Annotated in this window: 14 protein-coding genes; 9 read left to right on the top strand and 5 right to left on the bottom strand. The window is 74.5% G+C overall.

Annotated features, from left to right (window positions below; all coding sequences use genetic code 11):
* Positions 1-34: 34 nt before the first annotated feature.
* Complete coding sequence (locus AF335_RS12600) at positions 35-1,867, bottom strand: MFS transporter (RefSeq protein WP_102918408.1); 1,833 nt, start codon at positions 1,865-1,867, stop codon at positions 35-37.
* Positions 1,868-2,083: 216 nt separating this feature from the next.
* On the opposite strand from AF335_RS12600, the gene AF335_RS12595 reads away from it, so the two are divergent.
* The 7 genes from AF335_RS12595 to AF335_RS12565 all read left to right on the top strand — a co-directional run bounded on the left by AF335_RS12595 (position 2,084) and on the right by AF335_RS12565 (position 8,565).
* Complete coding sequence (locus AF335_RS12595; RefSeq protein WP_102918407.1) at positions 2,084-3,007, top strand: TIGR03560 family F420-dependent LLM class oxidoreductase; 924 nt, start codon at positions 2,084-2,086, stop codon at positions 3,005-3,007.
* Entirely contained in the window at positions 3,004-3,678 is a 675-nt protein-coding gene (locus AF335_RS12590; protein ID WP_102918406.1) for a 4'-phosphopantetheinyl transferase family protein, read from the top strand. The genes AF335_RS12595 and AF335_RS12590 overlap by 4 nt, the downstream gene beginning before the upstream one ends.
* 207 nt (positions 3,679-3,885) lie before the next feature.
* Positions 3,886-4,770, top strand: a complete 885-nt coding sequence (locus AF335_RS12585) for a LysR family transcriptional regulator (RefSeq protein WP_102918405.1) — start codon at positions 3,886-3,888, stop codon at positions 4,768-4,770.
* A gap of 114 nt (positions 4,771-4,884) precedes the next feature.
* Positions 4,885-5,067 (top strand): 4-oxalocrotonate tautomerase DmpI, encoded by a 183-nt coding sequence (dmpI, locus tag AF335_RS12580; protein WP_087927152.1) that lies wholly within the window; start codon positions 4,885-4,887, stop codon positions 5,065-5,067.
* 150 nt (positions 5,068-5,217) lie between these two features.
* On the top strand, positions 5,218-6,918 hold the full coding sequence (locus AF335_RS12575) for a sensor histidine kinase (RefSeq protein ID WP_102918404.1): 1,701 nt from the start codon (positions 5,218-5,220) through the stop codon (positions 6,916-6,918).
* 16 nt (positions 6,919-6,934) lie between these two features.
* Complete coding sequence (locus tag AF335_RS12570; RefSeq protein ID WP_102918403.1) at positions 6,935-7,588, top strand: response regulator transcription factor; 654 nt, start codon at positions 6,935-6,937, stop codon at positions 7,586-7,588.
* 215 nt (positions 7,589-7,803) lie between these two features.
* A complete protein-coding gene (locus tag AF335_RS12565; RefSeq protein ID WP_102918402.1) occupies positions 7,804-8,565 on the top strand; it encodes an SDR family oxidoreductase in 762 nt (253 codons plus the stop codon).
* 51 nt (positions 8,566-8,616) lie between these two features.
* Here AF335_RS12565 and AF335_RS12560 read toward each other — a convergent pair whose 3' ends face one another.
* Positions 8,617-10,074 carry an aminopeptidase P family protein gene (locus tag AF335_RS12560; RefSeq protein ID WP_376697813.1) on the bottom strand — a complete coding sequence of 486 codons (1,458 nt, stop codon included), beginning with the start codon at positions 10,072-10,074 and terminating at the stop codon, positions 8,617-8,619.
* Between the two features lie 127 nt (positions 10,075-10,201).
* Positions 10,202-11,782 carry a PP2C family protein-serine/threonine phosphatase gene (locus AF335_RS12555; protein WP_184743420.1) on the bottom strand — a complete coding sequence of 527 codons (1,581 nt, stop codon included), beginning with the start codon at positions 11,780-11,782 and terminating at the stop codon, positions 10,202-10,204.
* 997 nt (positions 11,783-12,779) lie between these two features.
* Between AF335_RS12555 and AF335_RS12545 the strand changes: the two genes are divergently transcribed.
* Positions 12,780-13,544: a bifunctional DNA primase/polymerase gene (locus tag AF335_RS12545; RefSeq protein WP_102918400.1), complete on the top strand. Its 765-nt coding sequence runs from the start codon at positions 12,780-12,782 to the stop codon at positions 13,542-13,544.
* A 515-nt stretch (positions 13,545-14,059) separates the two neighbouring features.
* Positions 14,060-14,875, top strand: a complete 816-nt coding sequence (locus AF335_RS12540) for a hypothetical protein (protein WP_311775590.1) — start codon at positions 14,060-14,062, stop codon at positions 14,873-14,875.
* A 476-nt stretch (positions 14,876-15,351) separates the two neighbouring features.
* Here AF335_RS12540 and AF335_RS12535 read toward each other — a convergent pair whose 3' ends face one another.
* Positions 15,352-16,320, bottom strand: a complete 969-nt coding sequence (locus AF335_RS12535) for a DUF5926 family protein (RefSeq protein WP_102918398.1) — start codon at positions 16,318-16,320, stop codon at positions 15,352-15,354.
* Positions 16,321-16,595: 275 nt separating this feature from the next.
* Positions 16,596-17,069 (bottom strand): hypothetical protein, encoded by a 474-nt coding sequence (locus tag AF335_RS12530; RefSeq protein WP_102918397.1) that lies wholly within the window; start codon positions 17,067-17,069, stop codon positions 16,596-16,598.
* Between the last annotated feature and the right edge of the window lie 334 nt (positions 17,070-17,403).

The raw sequence follows: 17,403 nt of genomic DNA, 5'->3' as shown, positions 1-17,403 counted from the left end.
AGGGTGACTCCTTACGGAGGGAGGGACAGGCGGTTCAGCCTGTCCGGGGGCACCTCCCAGCGGTGGCTGGGGGAGTTTGAGGACACCGCGCGCAGCGCGGTAGGGGGGCCGGGGCGGGGCCGCACATGGGATGCGGCGGGAAGGGGCGGGGCGGGGGAGAGGAACCCCGGCACGGGCCGCGGCCCGCGGAGCGCGTCAGATGACGACAAGGCCCGCGGCCCGCGGGAGCCGTCGTGCGACGGCACGCCCCGCGGAGCCGCGTCAGGCGTCCACGCGTCCCGCCGCCGACGGCACCGCCGCGTCCGGCCCGGGCGCGGCCGCCGGGCCGCGCCCGCGCCGCCCGCCCCCGCAGCAGGAACGCGATCAGCGGCACGGCCACGACGCACAGCGCGGCCAGCACCCACAGCACGGTGTGCAGCGCCCCGGTGTACGCGTGCGCGGCGGTGTCCACGAACGCCTGCCGGGCGCCGGGGCCGCGCACGGTGTCGGCGGCCGTGGCCAGGTCGCCCTGGTTGAGCAGATCGGCGACGCGGTCCGGCTGGTCCGCGTACGGGGTGTCGTACCCGCCGAGCTTGCCGCCGAGGCCGCTCCGCGTGAACGTCACCATGAGCGAACCCACCACGGCGATCGCGGTGGCCTCGCCCGCCAGACGCATGGTGTTGAACATCCCGGAGGCCATGCCGGTGCGCGCCGGTTCCACGCTGTCGGCCGCCGCACCGTCCAGCAGCCCGAACGAGATCCCGACGCCCACGCCGATCAGCAGCATGGGGCCGAGCACCCGCAGGTCGCCGCCGCCCGGCTCGATGACCGTCAGCCACGCGCAGCCCACGGCGACCAGCAGCACGGACACCACGATCTGGGTACCGGCCGGTATCCAGCGGGTCAACGCACCGGCCACCACCGGGAAGACCAGCGTGGGGGCGGTGAGCATCATGAGGGTCAGACCGGCCTGCTGCGGGCTGAGCCCGTCCACGGCCGAGAAGTACGAGGGCAGGTAGACCACGAGCGGGCTGAAGCCGAAGACGATGACCATGACGGACACGCACAGCCCGAGGAAGCGCGGGCGGCGCAGCAGCGTCAGGTCGAACATGGGCTGCTCCTGCCGCCGTTCGACGACGACGAACGCGGCCAGCAGGACCACGAACCCGGCCAGCGGACCCAGCACCGCCACATGCGCCCAGCCCAGCTGCGGGCCCTCGACCAGGCCGAACACCAGCAGTACCAGGGCGCCGGTGAACGTCGCCGTGCCCGCCTTGTCGACCCGGCCGCCGGCCGGGCCGCGGGACTCCGGCACGAAGGGCGCGAGCAGCAGCACCGCGAACGCCACGACCGCCGGGACCAGGAACACCGAACGCCAGCTGAGATTGCTCACCAGCACGCCCGCGATGCTCGGGCCGAGCGCCAGCCCCAGCCCGACCGTCGTGCCGAACAGGCTGAACGCCCGGGCCCGTGCCCGGCCTTCGAAGACCTGGGCGAGCAGCGCGCTGCCGCTGGGCAGCGCCGCCGCGGCGCCCGCCCCGGACACCGCGCGGGCCACGTCCAGCAGCAGGACGTCGTCCGACACCGCGGCGACCAGCGCGCCCACGCCGAACAGGGCGGTGCCGATGAGGAACACCCGTTTGCGTCCGACAAGGTCCGCCAGCGATCCGGCGGCCAGGATGAAGCCGGCGAACGTCAGGTTGTAGCCGTTGACCGCCCATTGGAGCGCGGCCAGACCACTGTTCAGATCGGTGGCGATGCTCGGCAGCGCCACGGACGTACCGGTGATCGACAGGGGGAACAGCACCGAGGCCAGGCAGACCGCCAGCAGCGTGAGCGAGGGGGAGCGGCGTCCGCCCTGCCGCCGCGGGGCTTCGGGGACGGGCATGGTGGCAACCTCCAAGGTAGACGAGCCCGGACGCTAGCCGCCGGCGCCGGGTCCGCCGGGCGCGATTACCGCGCAGGGAACAGGCGATGCCTCCAAAGAGGCAGTGGGCGGATCTCTGGGGGCATGGGCACCGGCCCGGCCGCGCGGCTACGTTGCCGATCGCAAAGCCGTGCGGTCGACAAGCCCGGCACGCCCCACGAACCGAAGGGTCCAGCCATGCTGCTCCGTATCCACACCGAGCCGTCCGAGCGCGGGGCCTCCTACGACACCCTGCTGCGCGTCGCACGGGCCACGGAGGACCTGGGCTTCGACGCCCTCTTCCGCTCCGACCACTACCTCCAGTTCGGCGGGCACGGCCGTACGCCCGGCCCGTCGGACGCGTGGGTGACCCTGGCCGGCCTCGCCCGGGACACCCGGCGCATCCGGCTCGGCACCCTGGTCAGCCCGGCCACCTTCCGCTCGCCCGGACAGCTGGCCATCCAGGTCGCGCAGGTCGACGGGATGTCCGGCGGGCGCGTCGAACTCGGCCTCGGCGCCGGATGGTTCGAGGCCGAGCACCAGGCGTACGCGATGCCGTTCCCGGGCCGGCGCTTCGACCGGCTGGAGGAGCAGCTGCGCATCATCCGCGGCCTCTGGACCACCCCCGGCGACCAGCGCTTCGACTTCGCCGGGGAGCACTTCACGCTGACCGGCGCCCAGCCCACCCTGCCGCCCGTCCAGCGCCCCCACCCGCCGGTGATCGTGGGCGGTACGGGCGCGGTGCGCACCCCGGCGCTGGCCGCCGCGTACGCCGACGAGTACAACGCCGCGTTCGTCACCCCCGAGCAGGCGGGCGTGCAGTACGACCGGATCCGCGAGGCGCTGGCCGGGAACGGGCGGGGCGAGGGCTCGATGCGGTTCTCCGTCATCCAGTCCGTGTGCGTCGGCCGGACCGACGCGGAGATCGCCCGCAGGGCCGGGGCGGCGGGCGAGGAGCTGCCCGGCACGGCCTTCCGCGGCACCCCGGCGCAGGTGACCGAGCAGCTCGCGCGCTTCGCCGAGGCGGGCGCGGAGCGCGCCTACCTGCGGCTGCTGGACCTGGACGACCTGGACCACCTCGAACTCATCGCCTCCGAGGTGCTGCCGCACTTCGCGTCGTGAGACGGGCGCCCCGCCCGGCCCGGTCGGCGCATCCGGCCCGCCCGGTGTCCGGCCAGGGGACGGTCGGCGTGCTGCGCTGGGCGGGCGCCGACGGGGCCGAGGACGCGCTGCACCCGGCGGAACGCGACCTGCTGTCCGGCCGTTCGCCGGGCAGGCGCCGGGACTTCACGGCCGGCCGGTACGCCGCCGCCGAGGCGCTGCGGCTGCTGGGACGGCCCGGACCGGTCCTGCGCGACGGCCGCCGGCCGCGGTTCCCCGCCGGGGTGCGCGGCTCGATCAGCCACTGCGAGGGCGCGGTCGCGGTGTGCCTGGCCACGGTCCGCGAGGACGTCCTCGGCATCGGCGTGGACATCGAACGGACCGGCAGGCTCGGCACCCCGGCCGCCGGCCTGGTGTGCACCGAACGCGAACGCGCCCGGCTCGGGCCCGGCCCCGGGGGCGGCGCGCGGCTGACCGCCGTGTTCTCGGCCAAGGAGGCGTTCTACAAGGCGTTCTCGGCCCTGGAACCGGCACGGGCGCCGACGTTCCACGAGGTGGAGGTGGCGTTTCTGGAGGACGGGCGGTTGGCGTTCGAGACGGCGGCCGGGCTGTTGCCGCGTGGCACGACGGCGACGGGGCGGATCGGGACGGTGGGGCCGTACGTACGGACTTCGGTGCTGCTGCGGGCTTGAAGGGCGGGTGGGGCGCCTGCGGCGGGCTTCTCCCCTACCCGCCCCTTCCCGGAACCGGGGGCTGCGCCCCCAGACCCCCGTTCCGCGCTGACGCGCGGTGTCCTCAAACGCCGGACGGGCTGATTTTTCAGCCCGTCGGGCCTTCAAGGGGCGGCCCCCGCGCATACTCGGTGCTCCCTGGACACCGAGAAGAGGCTGGTCGGACCCGTGGAACTGCGTCAGCTCCGGTATTTCGTCACCGTCGCCGAGGAACTGCACTTCGGCCGGGCCGCCGAGCGGCTGCACATCGTGCAGTCCGCCGTGAGCCAGCAGGTCCGCCGACTCGAACGGGAGCTGGGCGTCGAGTTCTTCGACCGCTCACCACGCCACGTCCGCCTCACCCCCGCCGGTGAGCGCTTCCTGCCCGAGGCCCGGTCCGTGCTCGCGGCCGAGGCGCGGGCGCGCGCCGTCGCCGCCGAACTGACCGGGGCGCGCGGGGCCACCCTCCGCCTGGGCACCAGCACCGGGCTCGGCGACCACCTGGACCGGGTGCTGGAGTCGCTCGCCCGGCGCGCCCCGGACCTGGGCGTGGAGCTCCTCTCCGCCCCCGCCCGGTCCCGCCTGGACCAGGTCGCCGCGGGCGGGCTGGACGCCGCGTTCGTCCGCGCCCCCGAGGAGCACCCCGGGGTGCGGCTGATACCCGTGTGGCAGGACCAGCTCGTGGTGGCCCTGCCCGCCCGGCACCCCCTGGCCTCGGCCCCCGACGTCGCCCTCGCGGACCTGGCCGGGCTGCCGCTGCGGCTCACCGACCGGCGCAACAACCCGCCCCTGGTCGACCTGGTCGTCTCGGCCTGCCGGGACGCCGGCTTCGCGCCCGTGCCCGGCCCCCCGTCGAGCAGCCTGCAGAACACCCTGGCCGCGATCGGCGCCGCCTCGCCCATGTGGACCGTGGTCTACGCCTCGCACGCCCGGCAGCTGCGGACGGGCAAGGTGGCCTTCCGGCCCGTACGCGGCGAGGGGCTGTCCCTGCCGACCGCGCTCGCCGTGCACCCCTCGTCCCCGCCCGCCGCACTCGGCGCGCTGCTCGCCGCCTGCGCCGATCACGATTCGTGATCGCTGCGTGGTCCGAGTGCTTCTAGGTCCCGGGGCGCCGACGCGATGGACTGGTGTCACACCGGTGAACGACCCGGAACGGCCGGGTCGGACCGTGGACCGAGGAGGCACCCCATGCCCATCGTGACCGTTCAGCAGGGCCCCCGCACCGTCGAGCTCAAGCGGGACCTCGTCCAGCGCATCACCGACGCGTTCGTGGACGCCTACCAGATCCCGGCCGACGCCGTGCAGGTCTGGATCCACGAGACCCCCGCCGACAGCTGGGGCCAGGCGGGCGTCCTCACCGCCGACAAGTAAACCGCCGGCAAGTAACCGGGGAGCAGGGGGCCGGGCGGGTGGGGCCTGCCCGGCGCCCCCTCCCCCCGGGGCCCCGGGGCGACTTTCGTCGCCGCGGTCGTAGACCTTCGGCTCACGACCCGGACCGGGAACCCCGCCTACGCTGCCGCCATGAAGGCGACATCGTGGGCTGAGGCGAGAACGTGGGCCCGTGGCCTGTGGCGGCGGCTGGTGGACCCCGGGCAGTGGACGCGGCGGCGGCTGGCCGGGGAGTGCGCGCTGGCCCTCTGCCTCGCCGTGCTCGCCGCGGGTACCGAATGGCTCAGCGACAGCGATCCCCTGCGCATCGCGTCGGTGACCGCCGGAGTCGTCCTGCTCTCCCTGGTGCGCAGGGCCCTGCCCGGCACCGTGCTGATCGCCGCGGCCGCCCTGTCCTCGCTGAGCGGCGGCGGGATGATGATCCTCGTCCTGGCCAGCTGGTCGGCCGGCCGCCGGATCGACGGGGTGGTGCGGGCGCTGCTGACGTTCTGCGCGGCTTTCGTCGTGGACCTGGCCATCGGGCTGTCGCAGGTCCGCCAGTCGTTCGTCCTGGTCCTCACCATAGGAGCGCTGCTCTTCCTGGTGTCCTCGGTGGTCCCCGGCATCACCAGCCGCTACTGGACCCAGCGCCGCACCCTGTTGCAGACCCTGCGGGAGCGCAACGCCCAGCTGCTCCGCGAGCGCCAGATGATCGCCGGGCAGGCGCGGCTGCGCGAGCGCCAGCGCATCGCCCACGACATGCACGACAGCCTCGGTCACCAGCTGGCCCTGATCAGCGTGCACACCGGGGCCCTGGAGGTCGACCCGGAGCTGACCGGGCGGCAGCGGGAGGCCGTGGGGGTGCTGCGCGAGGCGTCGGTGTCCGCGATGCACGAGCTGCGCGAGGTCGTCGGCATCCTCAAGGACCCCGGCGTCGCCGAGGAGCGCGAGCCCGTGTCCCGTGCCGTGGCCGGGATCGAGGGCCTCGTCGAGTCGGCGGTGGCCGCCGGCGCCAAGGTCACCTTCGAGCGGACGGGCGAGCCCCGCCGGCTGGCCCCGACCGCCGACCACGCCGCTTACCGCATCGCCCAGGAAGGGCTGACGAACGCCTACAAGCACGCGCCCGGCGCCCGGATCGCCGTGAGCCTGCGCTACGAGCCCGACGCGCTGGTCGTGGAGGTCGCGAACGGCGCCGTCCCGGACTCCACCGGCGAGTGGTCCCCGCCGGTCAGCGGCGGCCAGGGCCTGACCGGGCTGCGGGAGCGGGCCCGGCTGGTCGGCGGCATGGTGCACGCCGGCCCGGTCGAGGGCGGCTTCCGGCTCGCCGGGGTGATCCCGTACGAGACCAAGGAGGCCCACGAGGCGACCTTCGTCGAGCCGTCCGACGACTTCCGGCGGCAGCTCCCGGGCGTCCCGCCGGGCGACGGTGGACCGGTCATCGACTGGTCGGAACCGCGCGAGGAGTTCGGGAACATCGTGAGCGACAAGAAGAGGAACGGCTGTCTGATCGGCTGCGGCGTCATCCTGGTCGTCCTGGTGGGACTTGTGGTGGTCGCCGTCCTCGGCCTGGGCAAGCTGGTCGAGGAGGTCGACAAGACGATGGTCGACCCGAGGGTCTACAACTCGGTGCGGGTCGGCGAGACCGAGGCGGAGGTGCGCGACAGGCTGCCGTCGGGCAAGTCCTTCATCGCCTCCGAGGTGACGAGGAAGCTGCCGGACGACCCGCAGGGCATGAAGTGCCTGGCCCTGCTGTCCACCGACAGCACGGACGACCTGAACACGGATACCGTTTACCGGTTCTGCTTCAAGGACGGGAAACTGGCCGAGAAGCGTGAGTTCCACGTCAAGAATTGAATGACCGGGAGACCTGGTGATCCGTGTCCTCATCGCCGATGACGAGCCCCTCATCCGGGCGGGCATCCGGATGATCCTCACGTCGGCCGACGACATCGAGGTCGTCGCGGAGGCGCCGGACGGGCGGGAGGCCGTCGAGCTGGCCCGCCGCCACCTGGTCGACGTGGCGCTGCTCGACATCCGGATGCCGGTGATGGACGGGCTCGACGCCCTCGCCGAGATCGGCCGGACGGCCCCCGGCGTACGGGCGCTGATCCTGACGACCTTCGGCGAGCGCGAGAACGTCCTGCGGGCCCTCCGGCAGGGCGGGGCCGGCTTCCTGCTCAAGGACTCGGCGCCGGGCGAGCTGATCGGCGCCGTCCGCGCGGCGGCCGCGGGCGACGCCTATCTGTCGCCCGCCGCGACCCGGCACGTCGCGGACTCCCTGGTGCACGCCCCGGACACCGGCCGGGCCACCCGCGCCCGGGCCCGGGTGGCCGCCCTCAGCGAGCGCGAGCGGGAGGTCCTGGCACTGCTGGGCGAGGGTCTGTCCAACGCGGACGCGGGGCGGCGGATCCATATGAGCGAGGCGACGGTGAAGACGTATGTGAGCCGGATCCTGGCGAAACTGGAGTGCGAGAACCGGGTGCAGGCGGCGCTGCTGGCGCGGGACGCGGGCCTGGGGACGTAGCGCTTTCCGGGGCTCCGCCCCGGGCCCCGGTCCTCAATCGCCGGACGGGCTGATTTTCAGCCCGTCCGGCGATTGAGGACATTCGGGAAGGGGCGGGTAGGGGAAAGCTCCGCCCGAGCCGCCGCACACACCCATGTGGCCGCCTCCCACAGGCGCCCCCGCACCCCCGCTCCTAGCGTGGGCACCACCGCACCCCCACGCCCCGGGAGACACCCGTGCCCACCCCCAGCCACACCCTCAAGGACAAGGTCGTCGTCATCGGCGGCGCCTCGCGGAATCTCGGCAGCCTCATCGCCAAGGAGGTCGCCCCCGAGGGCGCCAAGGTCGTCGTCCACTACAACAGCCCCTCCTCCAAGGACGGCGCGGAGAAGACCGCCGCCGAGGTCGAGGCGGCCGGCGGCAAGGCGATCGTCCACGGTGCGGACCTGACGAAGGTGCCCGGGATCGAGGGGCTGTTCGACGCCGCCGTCGCGGCGTTCGGCAAGGTCGACTGCGTGGTGAACACCGCGGGCATGGTCATCAAGAAGCCGATGACCGAGACGTCCGAGGAGGAGTTCGACAAAATGTTCGCCGTCAACTGCAAGGCGGCGTACTTCATGATGCGGGAGGCCGCGAAGCGTGTGCAGGACGGCGGGAAGATCGTCACCATCGTGACCTCGCTGCTCGCCGCCTACACCGGCCTGTACTCCGTCTACGCCGGCAGCAAGGCGCCCGTCGAGCACTTCACCCGGGCGCTGTCCAAGGAGCTGTTCGGCCGGAACATCTCCGTCAACAACATCGCCCCGGGCCCGATGGACACCGGGTTCTTCTACCCGGCGGAGACGGACGACTCGATCGCGTACCACAAGTCGTCGGCCATGAACGGCGACCTCACGAAGATCGAGGACATCGCGCCGTATGTGAAGTTCCTGCTCACGGACGGCTGGTGGCTCAACGGCCAGACGCTCTTCATCAACGGCGGCTACACCACCCGGTGAGCCGCGCCGCGACCCGTACGGAGACGGGCCGCGGCGCGACGGGCACGGGGATCAGCCCTTGAGGCCGGCCATCCACGTCTCCACGTCCGCGGACGTGCGCGGCAGCCCGGCGGAGAGGTTCCGGTTGCCGTCCTCGGTGACGAGGATGTCGTCCTCGATCCGGACGCCGATGCCCCGGTACTCCTCCGGCACGGTGGTGTCGTCGGCCTGGAAGTACAGCCCGGGCTCGACGGTCAGCACCATGCCCGGCTCCAGGACGCCGTCGACGTACGTCTCCGTACGGGCCACGGCGCAGTCGTGGACGTCCAGGCCCAGCATGTGGCCGGTGCCGTGCAGGGTCCAGCGGCGCTGGAGGCCGAGCTCCAGGACGCGCTCGACCGGGCCCTCGACCAGGCCCCACTCGACGAGCTTCTCGGCGAGGACGCGCTGGGCGGCGTCGTGGAAGTCGCGGTACTTCGCGCCCGGCCGCACCGCCGCGATGCCGGCCTCCTGGGCCTCGTACACCGCGTCGTAGATCTTGCGCTGGAGCTCGGTGTACGTGCCGTTGATCGGCAGCGTGCGGGTGACGTCCGCGGTGTAGAGGGTGTGGGTCTCCACGCCCGCGTCCAGCAGCAGCAGCTCGCCGGAGCGGACCGGGCCGTCGTTGCGCACCCAGTGCAGGGTGGTGGCGTGCGGGCCGGCGGCGCAGATGGAGCCGTAGCCGATGTCGTTGCCCTCGACGCGGGCGCGCAGGAAGAAGGTGCCCTCGATGTAGCGCTCCGAGGTGGCCTCGGCCTTGTCGAGGACCTTCACGACGTCCTCGAAGCCGCGGACCGTCGAGTCGACGGCCTTCTGGAGCTCGGCGATCTCGAAGGCGTCCTTCACCAGCCGCTGCTCGCTGACGAAGACCCGCAGCTCCTCGTCGCGCTCGGCGGTGACCTTGTCGGTCAGCGCGGCCTCGACGCCCGCGTCGTGGCCGCGGACGGCGCGCACGGGGCCGGTGGCCTCGCGCAGGGCGTCGGCGAGCTCGCGGACGTCCGCGCACGGCACGCCGTAGAGCCGCTCGGCCTCGGTGAGGCTGTGCCGGCGGCCGACCCACAGCTCGCCCATGCCGTCGAGCCAGAACTCGCCGTTCTCGCGGTTCGAGCGCGGCAGCAGGTAGAGGGTCGCCCGGTGGCCCTCGGCCCCGGCCGGCTCCAGGACGAGGACGCCGTCCTGGGTCTGGTCGCCGGTGAGGTAGACGTACTCCGTGGACGCGCGGAAGGCGTACTCCGTGTCGTTGGAGCGGGTCTTCAGATTGCCCGCGGGGATGACCAGGCGCTCGCCGGGGAAGCGGGCGGAGAGGTCGGCGCGGCGGCGGGCGGTCTCGGCGGCCTGGGCGATGGGCTGCAGGTCGCGCAGCTCGGTGTCGGCCCAGCCCGACTTCATACTGGCGGCAAGCTCGTCGGAGACGGCCGGGTAGAGGCCGTTCTTCCGCTGCTTGATCGGCTCGTCACCTTCGGGGTTCTCGGGCGCGGGCTGCTCGGTCACTGCGTTTCCTCCTCGGACGGGGCCGCTTTCCATCGTATGTGCGAGGAAAAGCGACGGAGAAGGCTGTGGACACGGCCCGGTGCCGGCCCGGCCGCCCTTCCCGTCCGGGCCGGATGCCCCGCCGGGCTCAGTCGAACCGGGCGGCGAGCAGGATGACGTCCTCGCCCCCGGTGGCGCCGCCGCTCCCGGGGCGGTCCCCGGCGCCGTCCTCGCCGTCCGGCAGTACGGCCCGCAGGATGTGGTCCACGACGGCGTCCGGGTCCCGCAGCGCGGCCCTGGGGACGCTCGCCGCCGCCCGGTGCAGCCGGGCGAAGCCGCAGTCCATGGCGTCGCCGGTGCGGTGCAGCAGCCCGTCGCTGTAGAGGAGCAGCGTCTCGCCGGGCGCCGCCTCGACCTCCACGCTGGGCGCCTCCCAGCAGGCGAGCATGCCCAGCGGCGCGGACAGCGAGGTCTCCACGTACTCGGCGCGGTGCTCGCCGATGATCAGCGGCGGGCAGTGCCCGGCGCCCGCCAGGACCACCCGGCGCTCGGCGGGCTCGCAGTACGCGAAGAGGGCGGTAGCCGAGCGGGCGGGCTCGGTGAGCCGCAGCAGGAGCTCCAGATCGGAGAGGACCGCCACCGGGTCCTCGCCCTCCATGACGGCGTACGCGCGCAGGGAGGCCCGCAGCCGGCCCATCGCGGCGACCGCGCTGGGCCCGGAGCCCGTCACTCCGCCGACGGCCAGGCCGAGCGCGCCCTCGGGCAGCGGCAGCGCGTCGTACCAGTCGCCGCCGCCCGCCGGCCCGCCGCGGTGGCGGACCGCCAGCCGGACCCCGGGGATCCGGGGCAGCCTGCTGGGCAGCAGCTCCTCATGGAGGGTGGCGACCGTCTCGCGGGCCTCGGCGAGCTCCAGGAGGCGGGCGAGGTGCTCCGTGGCGTGGTCGCGGTAGAGGCCGATCAGGTGCCGCTGCCGGTCGGTGGGCTCGGCCGGCTCGTCGTAGAGCCAGACGGCCGCGCCCAGCCGGCCGGTGGTCCCGGCCCGGGCGTCCGCCTCCAGCGGTACGGCGTAGCTGGCGCCGTAGCCGAGCCGGGCCGCGACCTCGCGGTGGCGGGGGTCGAGGGTCTCGTCGGCCGCGATGTCGGGGTGGGCGGTGCCGGCGCGGGAGCCGAGCGGGGGGAGGCCGCCGAAGAGCCGGCCGTGCGGGCCGGCCGGCGCGGGCGGGATGGTCTCGATGTGGCCGAGGTCGGCGCGGCCGAGCCCGAGCCCGACGGTGACCGGGTGCTCGTGGCCGGGCCCCCGCGCGGGGTGGAGGGTGACCAGGCCCCGGCGGGCGCCGACCAGGGCGGCGCCGGCCCGCAGCACCTCGTGCAGCGCGTCGTCCAGGGTGCCGGTGCGGGTGAGCCGTTCGGTCAGCTCCTGGAGGGTGGTGAGGTCCGAGATCCAGCCCGCCAGGCGGTCCAGCACGAGGGCACCCGGCGCCGGGTGTGCGGCGGGGGAACCGGACCCGTCTGCTCCGGACCGGTCCATGGGGTCCGTGGGTCCGGAGGTGCCGGCCGGGCCCGAGGAGTCCGTGGGGCCCTCCGGGCCGGTGTTCCCGCTGGGGTCGGCGGATCCGGCGGAGTCCTCGGGATCGGTGGGGGAGGAGGTGGCGGAGGAGGGCGGAGTGTGGGAGGGCGCGGCCAGCGGAGGGTTGATTCCGGCCACTTTCGGCAGGTGGGGCGTGGTCATGGTCGGCTGCCCCGGCAGGGCCGCGTGGCGGCGCGGGGGGCACGGGAGGCAGCGGTCCGGGCGAGCGCGCGCGGCGTCTCGTCGAGCCGTGCTGACCAGCTCATCGGCCTGTACTTTCGCGTCAATAGCATCGCAAGCCCCCTGTCGTGTTGCGCGCTATCCGTGCTCCACATGTACACGCCTGGGTAAGCGGATGTCCAGCATTGGACCGGTGGGATTGGTGGTGTCTATGGGGTTTCAAACTTGGCCGGAAAATGGCCCCGCGGTCAAGGATTCGCGATCGACTGACGTTGTTCGACAGCGCGTCATATCCACCCTGGTGGGTACGTACTCGGAGAAGGGCAGGGGCAGTTGGGGCCGCCCCGGAACCCGGTGGCGGACCCGAGCGTCTTATCCGGCAACGGCCGCGCCCGTCCCCGAGGGCGTGGGGCGACCCGCGCCACAGGCGAGGGGCGTACGGGCTCAGCACGAAGCGCCATAGCCGCGCCACCCCCCGCCATGTTTCACGCTCGCCCCGTGGCGTGATGCGCTGCGTTGTACATGCAGTGACTTGGGAACCACGTGGTGTGCCGGCCTCGAAAAGGGCCACGGCGTGTTGAGCAGCGCGCGAGGTCGGACCCGTAGTGCCATGGAGTCCGAGCAGTCCGTACGCGGCCCGGCGCGGTGCCCGGTGACTCGCCGGGTGGACCCACGCGGTGCCGCGCAGTACCCGCGGTCCAAGCGGTGCACACAGTTCAGGCAAGCAGCTCACGCAGTCAGCGCAGTTCGGTCAGCTCGTGCAGTTCACGCAGTCCATGCGGTTCACGGGGCCCGGACGGTCCGTGGGGGCCGCGCGGTGCCACGCGTCTCCACGGTGCGGGCGGTCCGTCCGGCCGGCCGTGGAGCGCGGAAGGCCGCCGCGGTGGCCGCGGGACTGTGCGGTGTCATGTAGTGCGATACGACCCTTGTTCGACGACAAGGGCCCGATTTCGGCGTTCACGGAAAGGAACGAGCGCTCATGCGCGAGATCCTCGGAAGGCGACGCAAGCTCTCGCTCAGGCGGGGCGGCCGGCCGGCGGTCCTCACCGCGGCCCTGTCCTACGCCACGGAATGGCGGTGGCCCGTACTCCCGGGTGCGGGCCTGCGGCCCGGCGGCGGCCGCGGCACGGTGTGCGCCTGCCCGCACCCCGACTGCGCGGCCCCCGGTGCCCACCCCTTCGACCCCGGGCTCCTGGCGGCGACCACGGACGCCCGGATGGTCCGCTGGTGGTGGACCAACCGCCCGGACGCCCCCGTGGTGCTCGCCACGGGCGGGCGCGGGCCCTGCGCGGTGAGCCTGCCCGCGGTGGCCGGCGCCCGCGCCCTGGCCTCACTCGACCGCGCGGGCGTACGGGTCGGCCCGGTGATCGCCACCCCCGGCCGCTGGGCGCTGCTGGTGGCCCCGTACTCCCTGGAGGTTCTCGGCGAGCTGCTGCACCGCCAGGACTGGGTGCCCGGTTCGCTGCGCTTCCACGGGGAGGGCGGCTATGTGGCGCTCCCGCCGTCGCCCACGGCGGCCGGCCGGGTGCGCTGGGAGCGGGCGCCCCAGGTGGGCGGGGAGCCTCGGCCGCCGCGGGCGGCGAAGCCCCGGCGGGCGGACCGCGCGCTGCTCGCCGAGCGGGCGGGCGGCGCGGGCGAGGGGAGGCGGCCGTGGCTCCCGGACATCTCCACCGTCGTCGACGTCCTCGTGGAGGAGAGCGCGGGCACGGGGACGCAGGGCGGCGGCAGCCGGCTCGCCTACTGACGCGGGTCACGGACGCGGGGGTCCGACGAGCCGGTTGAAGCCCCTTGCGCGGCGGCTGTCTCGACAGTCGCGGCGGCAGCAGGATTCACATCAGTAGCAACAGCAACCTTCACAACGACAGTCACAGCAAACACAACAGGCACGCAAGGCGCGGTGAACACGGGCGGCGCGGCTGACGGGGACGGTGTACCGGCGGCCATCGGCGGCCGGAGCGGATCCGCGGCCGGCCCGAGGAGCGGTGCCCCCGAGGGGGTGCCCGTATGAGCACACGAGAGCGCGTACGGACGGGAGACGCACGCGCTCTCACTCGTACGGGTGTAAGCCGCGCCGGGATCTGTGGGAAACCACCGCGCGGCCGCCCGGTGGTGCGGCCTTCGACCGCTATGTTCGGGTGAGGGTTCGCACCGGATCGTTACCGGGCGCTGCCGCGTACCGCCGGGCACCGGCGGCCGGGCGGGGCGTTTTCGAAGGCGGCCCCCATCAATCAGCGTTCGCGGCGAGTTGCGGGTGGTCCCATGGAGCGTGCGTCCGGTGTGCCCGGTGCGACCGGTGCGTCGCAGTCCGGTGCGGCCCGGCAGCGAGCGGCGAATCTACGGATGATCGCCCTCGCGAGTGTGGTGGCCCTGGCGGTCGTGCTGCCGCTGGCGGCGGCGACGGCGGGGCCCGCGGGTCTGATGAGCCCGGAGAAGACGGGGAAGCGGGCGCACGGCGGCGGCCACGGCGGCCGGCCCGCCGGCGCCATGGGCGCCCCCGGTGGCGAGGACGACGGGACCACCGAGGAGACGTCCGCCGACGACACGGCGGACACCGAGGACGACGAGGCCGCGGACAGCGCGTCCGGTGCGGGCGGTTCGGCGGAACCCCGGGAACCGGTCGGAGCGCCGGGTTCCGATGTGGACGGCGGCGAGGGCGGTGACGAGGGCGTCGTCGGCGACGGCCCCGACGGCGCCTCCGGGGCGCCGGGCCGGACGGTCACGCACTGCGGTCCCGAACTCTCCTCGCCGGCGGGCGTGGAGGCCCAGACCTGCGTCCTGGAGCGGGGCCGGGACACCTGGGCCCGTACGTACTTCCGGAACGCCACAGGCGGCCCGCTGACGGCCGTACTGACCCTCATGGGCCCCGACGCCCGGACGGTCCAGGTGCACTGCCGTACGGGGGCCTCCGACGACCCTGACGGCTGCGAGACGCCGCACCGGCCGACCGCCCGGGGCGGGGACCGCAGTGGGGGTACGAGCGGGAGCGGCTATTCGGCGGTGGCGGAGTTCGCCTCGGCGGAGGGGGATCTTCTGCTCCGGTCCGGCAGCAACTCGCCGGGCGACCGGGCGGATTAGGTGCGGGCGGGCCGTCGGCCCGCCGGCCGGCCGAGGGCGGCGGCGGTGCTCCCGGCGGCCCTGGAGGTCCCTCGGGCCCGTGCCGGGCGGCCGCGGGGCGCCGTGGGCGCGTCCGGGCATGGAAACGCCCGGTCGCTGGCGACGGGGGATGCACCAGCGACCGGGCTCCTAGAACGGTAACAAGAGATTCGCCGTTCGCAAATTCGATCGTGGATTTCCGGACGCGTATTTCCGGTCTGACAGCGGGAGTTGTGACAGGAGTCACGTGAATGGGGCCCTCCGGGCCCCGGAATCTCCCGCTCCACCTGCGCTCCGGGCGCGGTCCACCTCGGCTCGACGTGATCGATACCGCTCGTTCAGATGTCGCCGAGGTGCCGCCGCGGCCGCCGCCTCGGTCTCCCGGGGCCGCCTTGGCCGCCGCGGTCCCCTCAGGGGTGCCCCGCGCGCGACTTCGGACGGTCCCGCGCCGACGGGTGTCAGTTCAGGGTGACCTGACGGCTGGTGAGGCCGCCGCGCGCCCGCCGCTCCTCGGCGGTCAGCGGCGTCCCGTCGGCGAGCGCCGCGGCCAGCCGCTCCGCGAGGCCCGCGGCGGGCTTCTCGACGTCCTCCGCGCGCATCCCGCTCGGCAGGTCCCAGACCGGCACGGTCAGGCCGTGCGCCCGGAAGGAGCCCACCAGGCGGGTGCCCTCGCCGAGCGAGGACGCCCCGGCGGCGTGGAGGCGGGCGAGGGCGTCGAGGAGCTTCTCCTCCGGGTGGGGCATCACCCAGCGCAGGTGGTTCTTCTCCGGGGTCTCGCACCAGTACGCGGCGTCGACGCCGGACAGCCGGACGGTCGGGATCGCGGCGGCGTTGGCCCGGTCCAGCGAGGCGGCGACCTCGCCGGTGGCGTTCTCGGCGTCCTCGACCCAGAACTCGAAGCCGGTGTGGACGGCCGGCTCGAAGGGGACGGACGGATCCAGCAGGTCCTGCAGGCGCGGGCCGTCGGTGCCGGCGCGCTCGGCCGCGACCGGGGTGCCCGGCTCCGCCGTAAGGGCGCGCCGGAGCGTGTCGGCGAGGTCGCGGCTGAGGTCGCCGGAGGCGGTGTCGTTCTGCAGGCCGAGGAGCACGGCGCCGTTGTCGCGGCGGAGCGCGGGCCAGGCCATGGGCAGCACGGTGGCCAGGGTCACCGAGGGCACGCCCTCGGGCAGCCCGTCCTTGAGGGTGAGCTCGACGGTCGCGGCGGGCACCAGCTCGCGCAGCGCGACCCAGTCGGCCTCGCCGGGCAGCCCCTCGAAGGGGCGCTGCACGAGCTCGGCGACGGCGTGCGCGGCCTCGCGGCCGTGACACGCCTTGTAACGCCGCTCCGAGCCGCAGGGGCAGGGCTCCCGGGCTCCGACGACGGGGATCGGACCGTCGACGGCCCGGGGCGTGGCGGCCTTGGTCTGGGGGCGGCGCTTCTTGGCCATGCGTGCGTGTCTCCCGATCGTGCGGCGGTGCGTGCGGCCGGTCAGCCGTCCGGGTTGGTCAGCCGTCCGGGCTGGTGTGCCTGACGGCGCGAGCCTAGCGCCCGGGGGGAGGGCCCCGGCGGGGTGCGCCCGGGAGGGCTGCGCCGTGTCCTGCGGGACGGCTTCGCCGTGGTCCCGCCGTGGTCCCGCGGCAGGGCGGCGAGCGGGTCCGGTGGCGCCCCGGGCGGGACCGCTACCCGGTCCCACGCGTCAGTCCCACACGTCAGCCCCACACGTCAGCCCCACGCGTTGAAGAGCGCCGCGCCGACGGTGTCCGGCCGCCGGAACGCGATCTGCCGCAGCTCCGAACCGGAGAGGGCCGAGACGTCGGCCGCCGGGAACGGCGCCAGGAGCAGCGCCGCGCTCAGGACGGCGAAGCCGTGGTGAGCGAGGACGCCCGCCCAGGCGGGGGGTTCCCGGAACTCGTCGGTGTACCAGTGGCGCCGTTCGTCGACGAAGGCGGTCAGCGGGTGGTGCGCGTGGAACAGCGCGACGTGCGTGCCGTCCCGGTCGGTGAGCGTGGCGCTGTGGAAGGTCTGCGGATACCGCCGCTCCACGAAGTCCCCGACCTGCCCCCGGGCGGCGCGGGCCATGGCGTGCCAGGCGCTACGGCATGCCCGGGGAGCGGTGTCCGGCAGGGGCGGGTCGCCGGGGTGCGGGAACCCCGTCGAGCCCCGCGCGGGCCGGAAGACGGTCCGCGATCCGTCCACCGTCACCCCTTGAGCAGGCCGCCCGTACGCCGGTGCGAACGTACCGACGGCGGGCCCGGGGCGGCAACGCGCGGCCTTGGCGGTCGCGGGGCCGGGGAGTTGGCGAGAATTCGACGGGCGGGTGCGGGTGCGGGCTTGTCACGCACGGGCCGGTGGTGTCGGGCCCGGCGTGCGAAGGGTGCTCGGGACGCCCGGGGTGTCCGGGGTGCCGGGTGGTCCGGGTCGGGCTCCCGCACGGTCCTGTGGTGGGGGCCGCGGTGCCCGAAGGGATGCCGGGGAGTGCCGGGGCGGGAGCCGGGTGGGCTCTTCCGGCGGTGGCCGGTGGTCCGGGCGC

Origin of the sequence: Streptomyces eurocidicus, from assembly GCF_002891295.1 — a bacterium.
GTDB lineage: Bacteria > Actinomycetota > Actinomycetes > Streptomycetales > Streptomycetaceae > Streptomyces > Streptomyces eurocidicus.
Note: the sequence above shows the minus strand (reverse complement) of the source record. Positions and strands in the feature narration are given on the sequence as shown.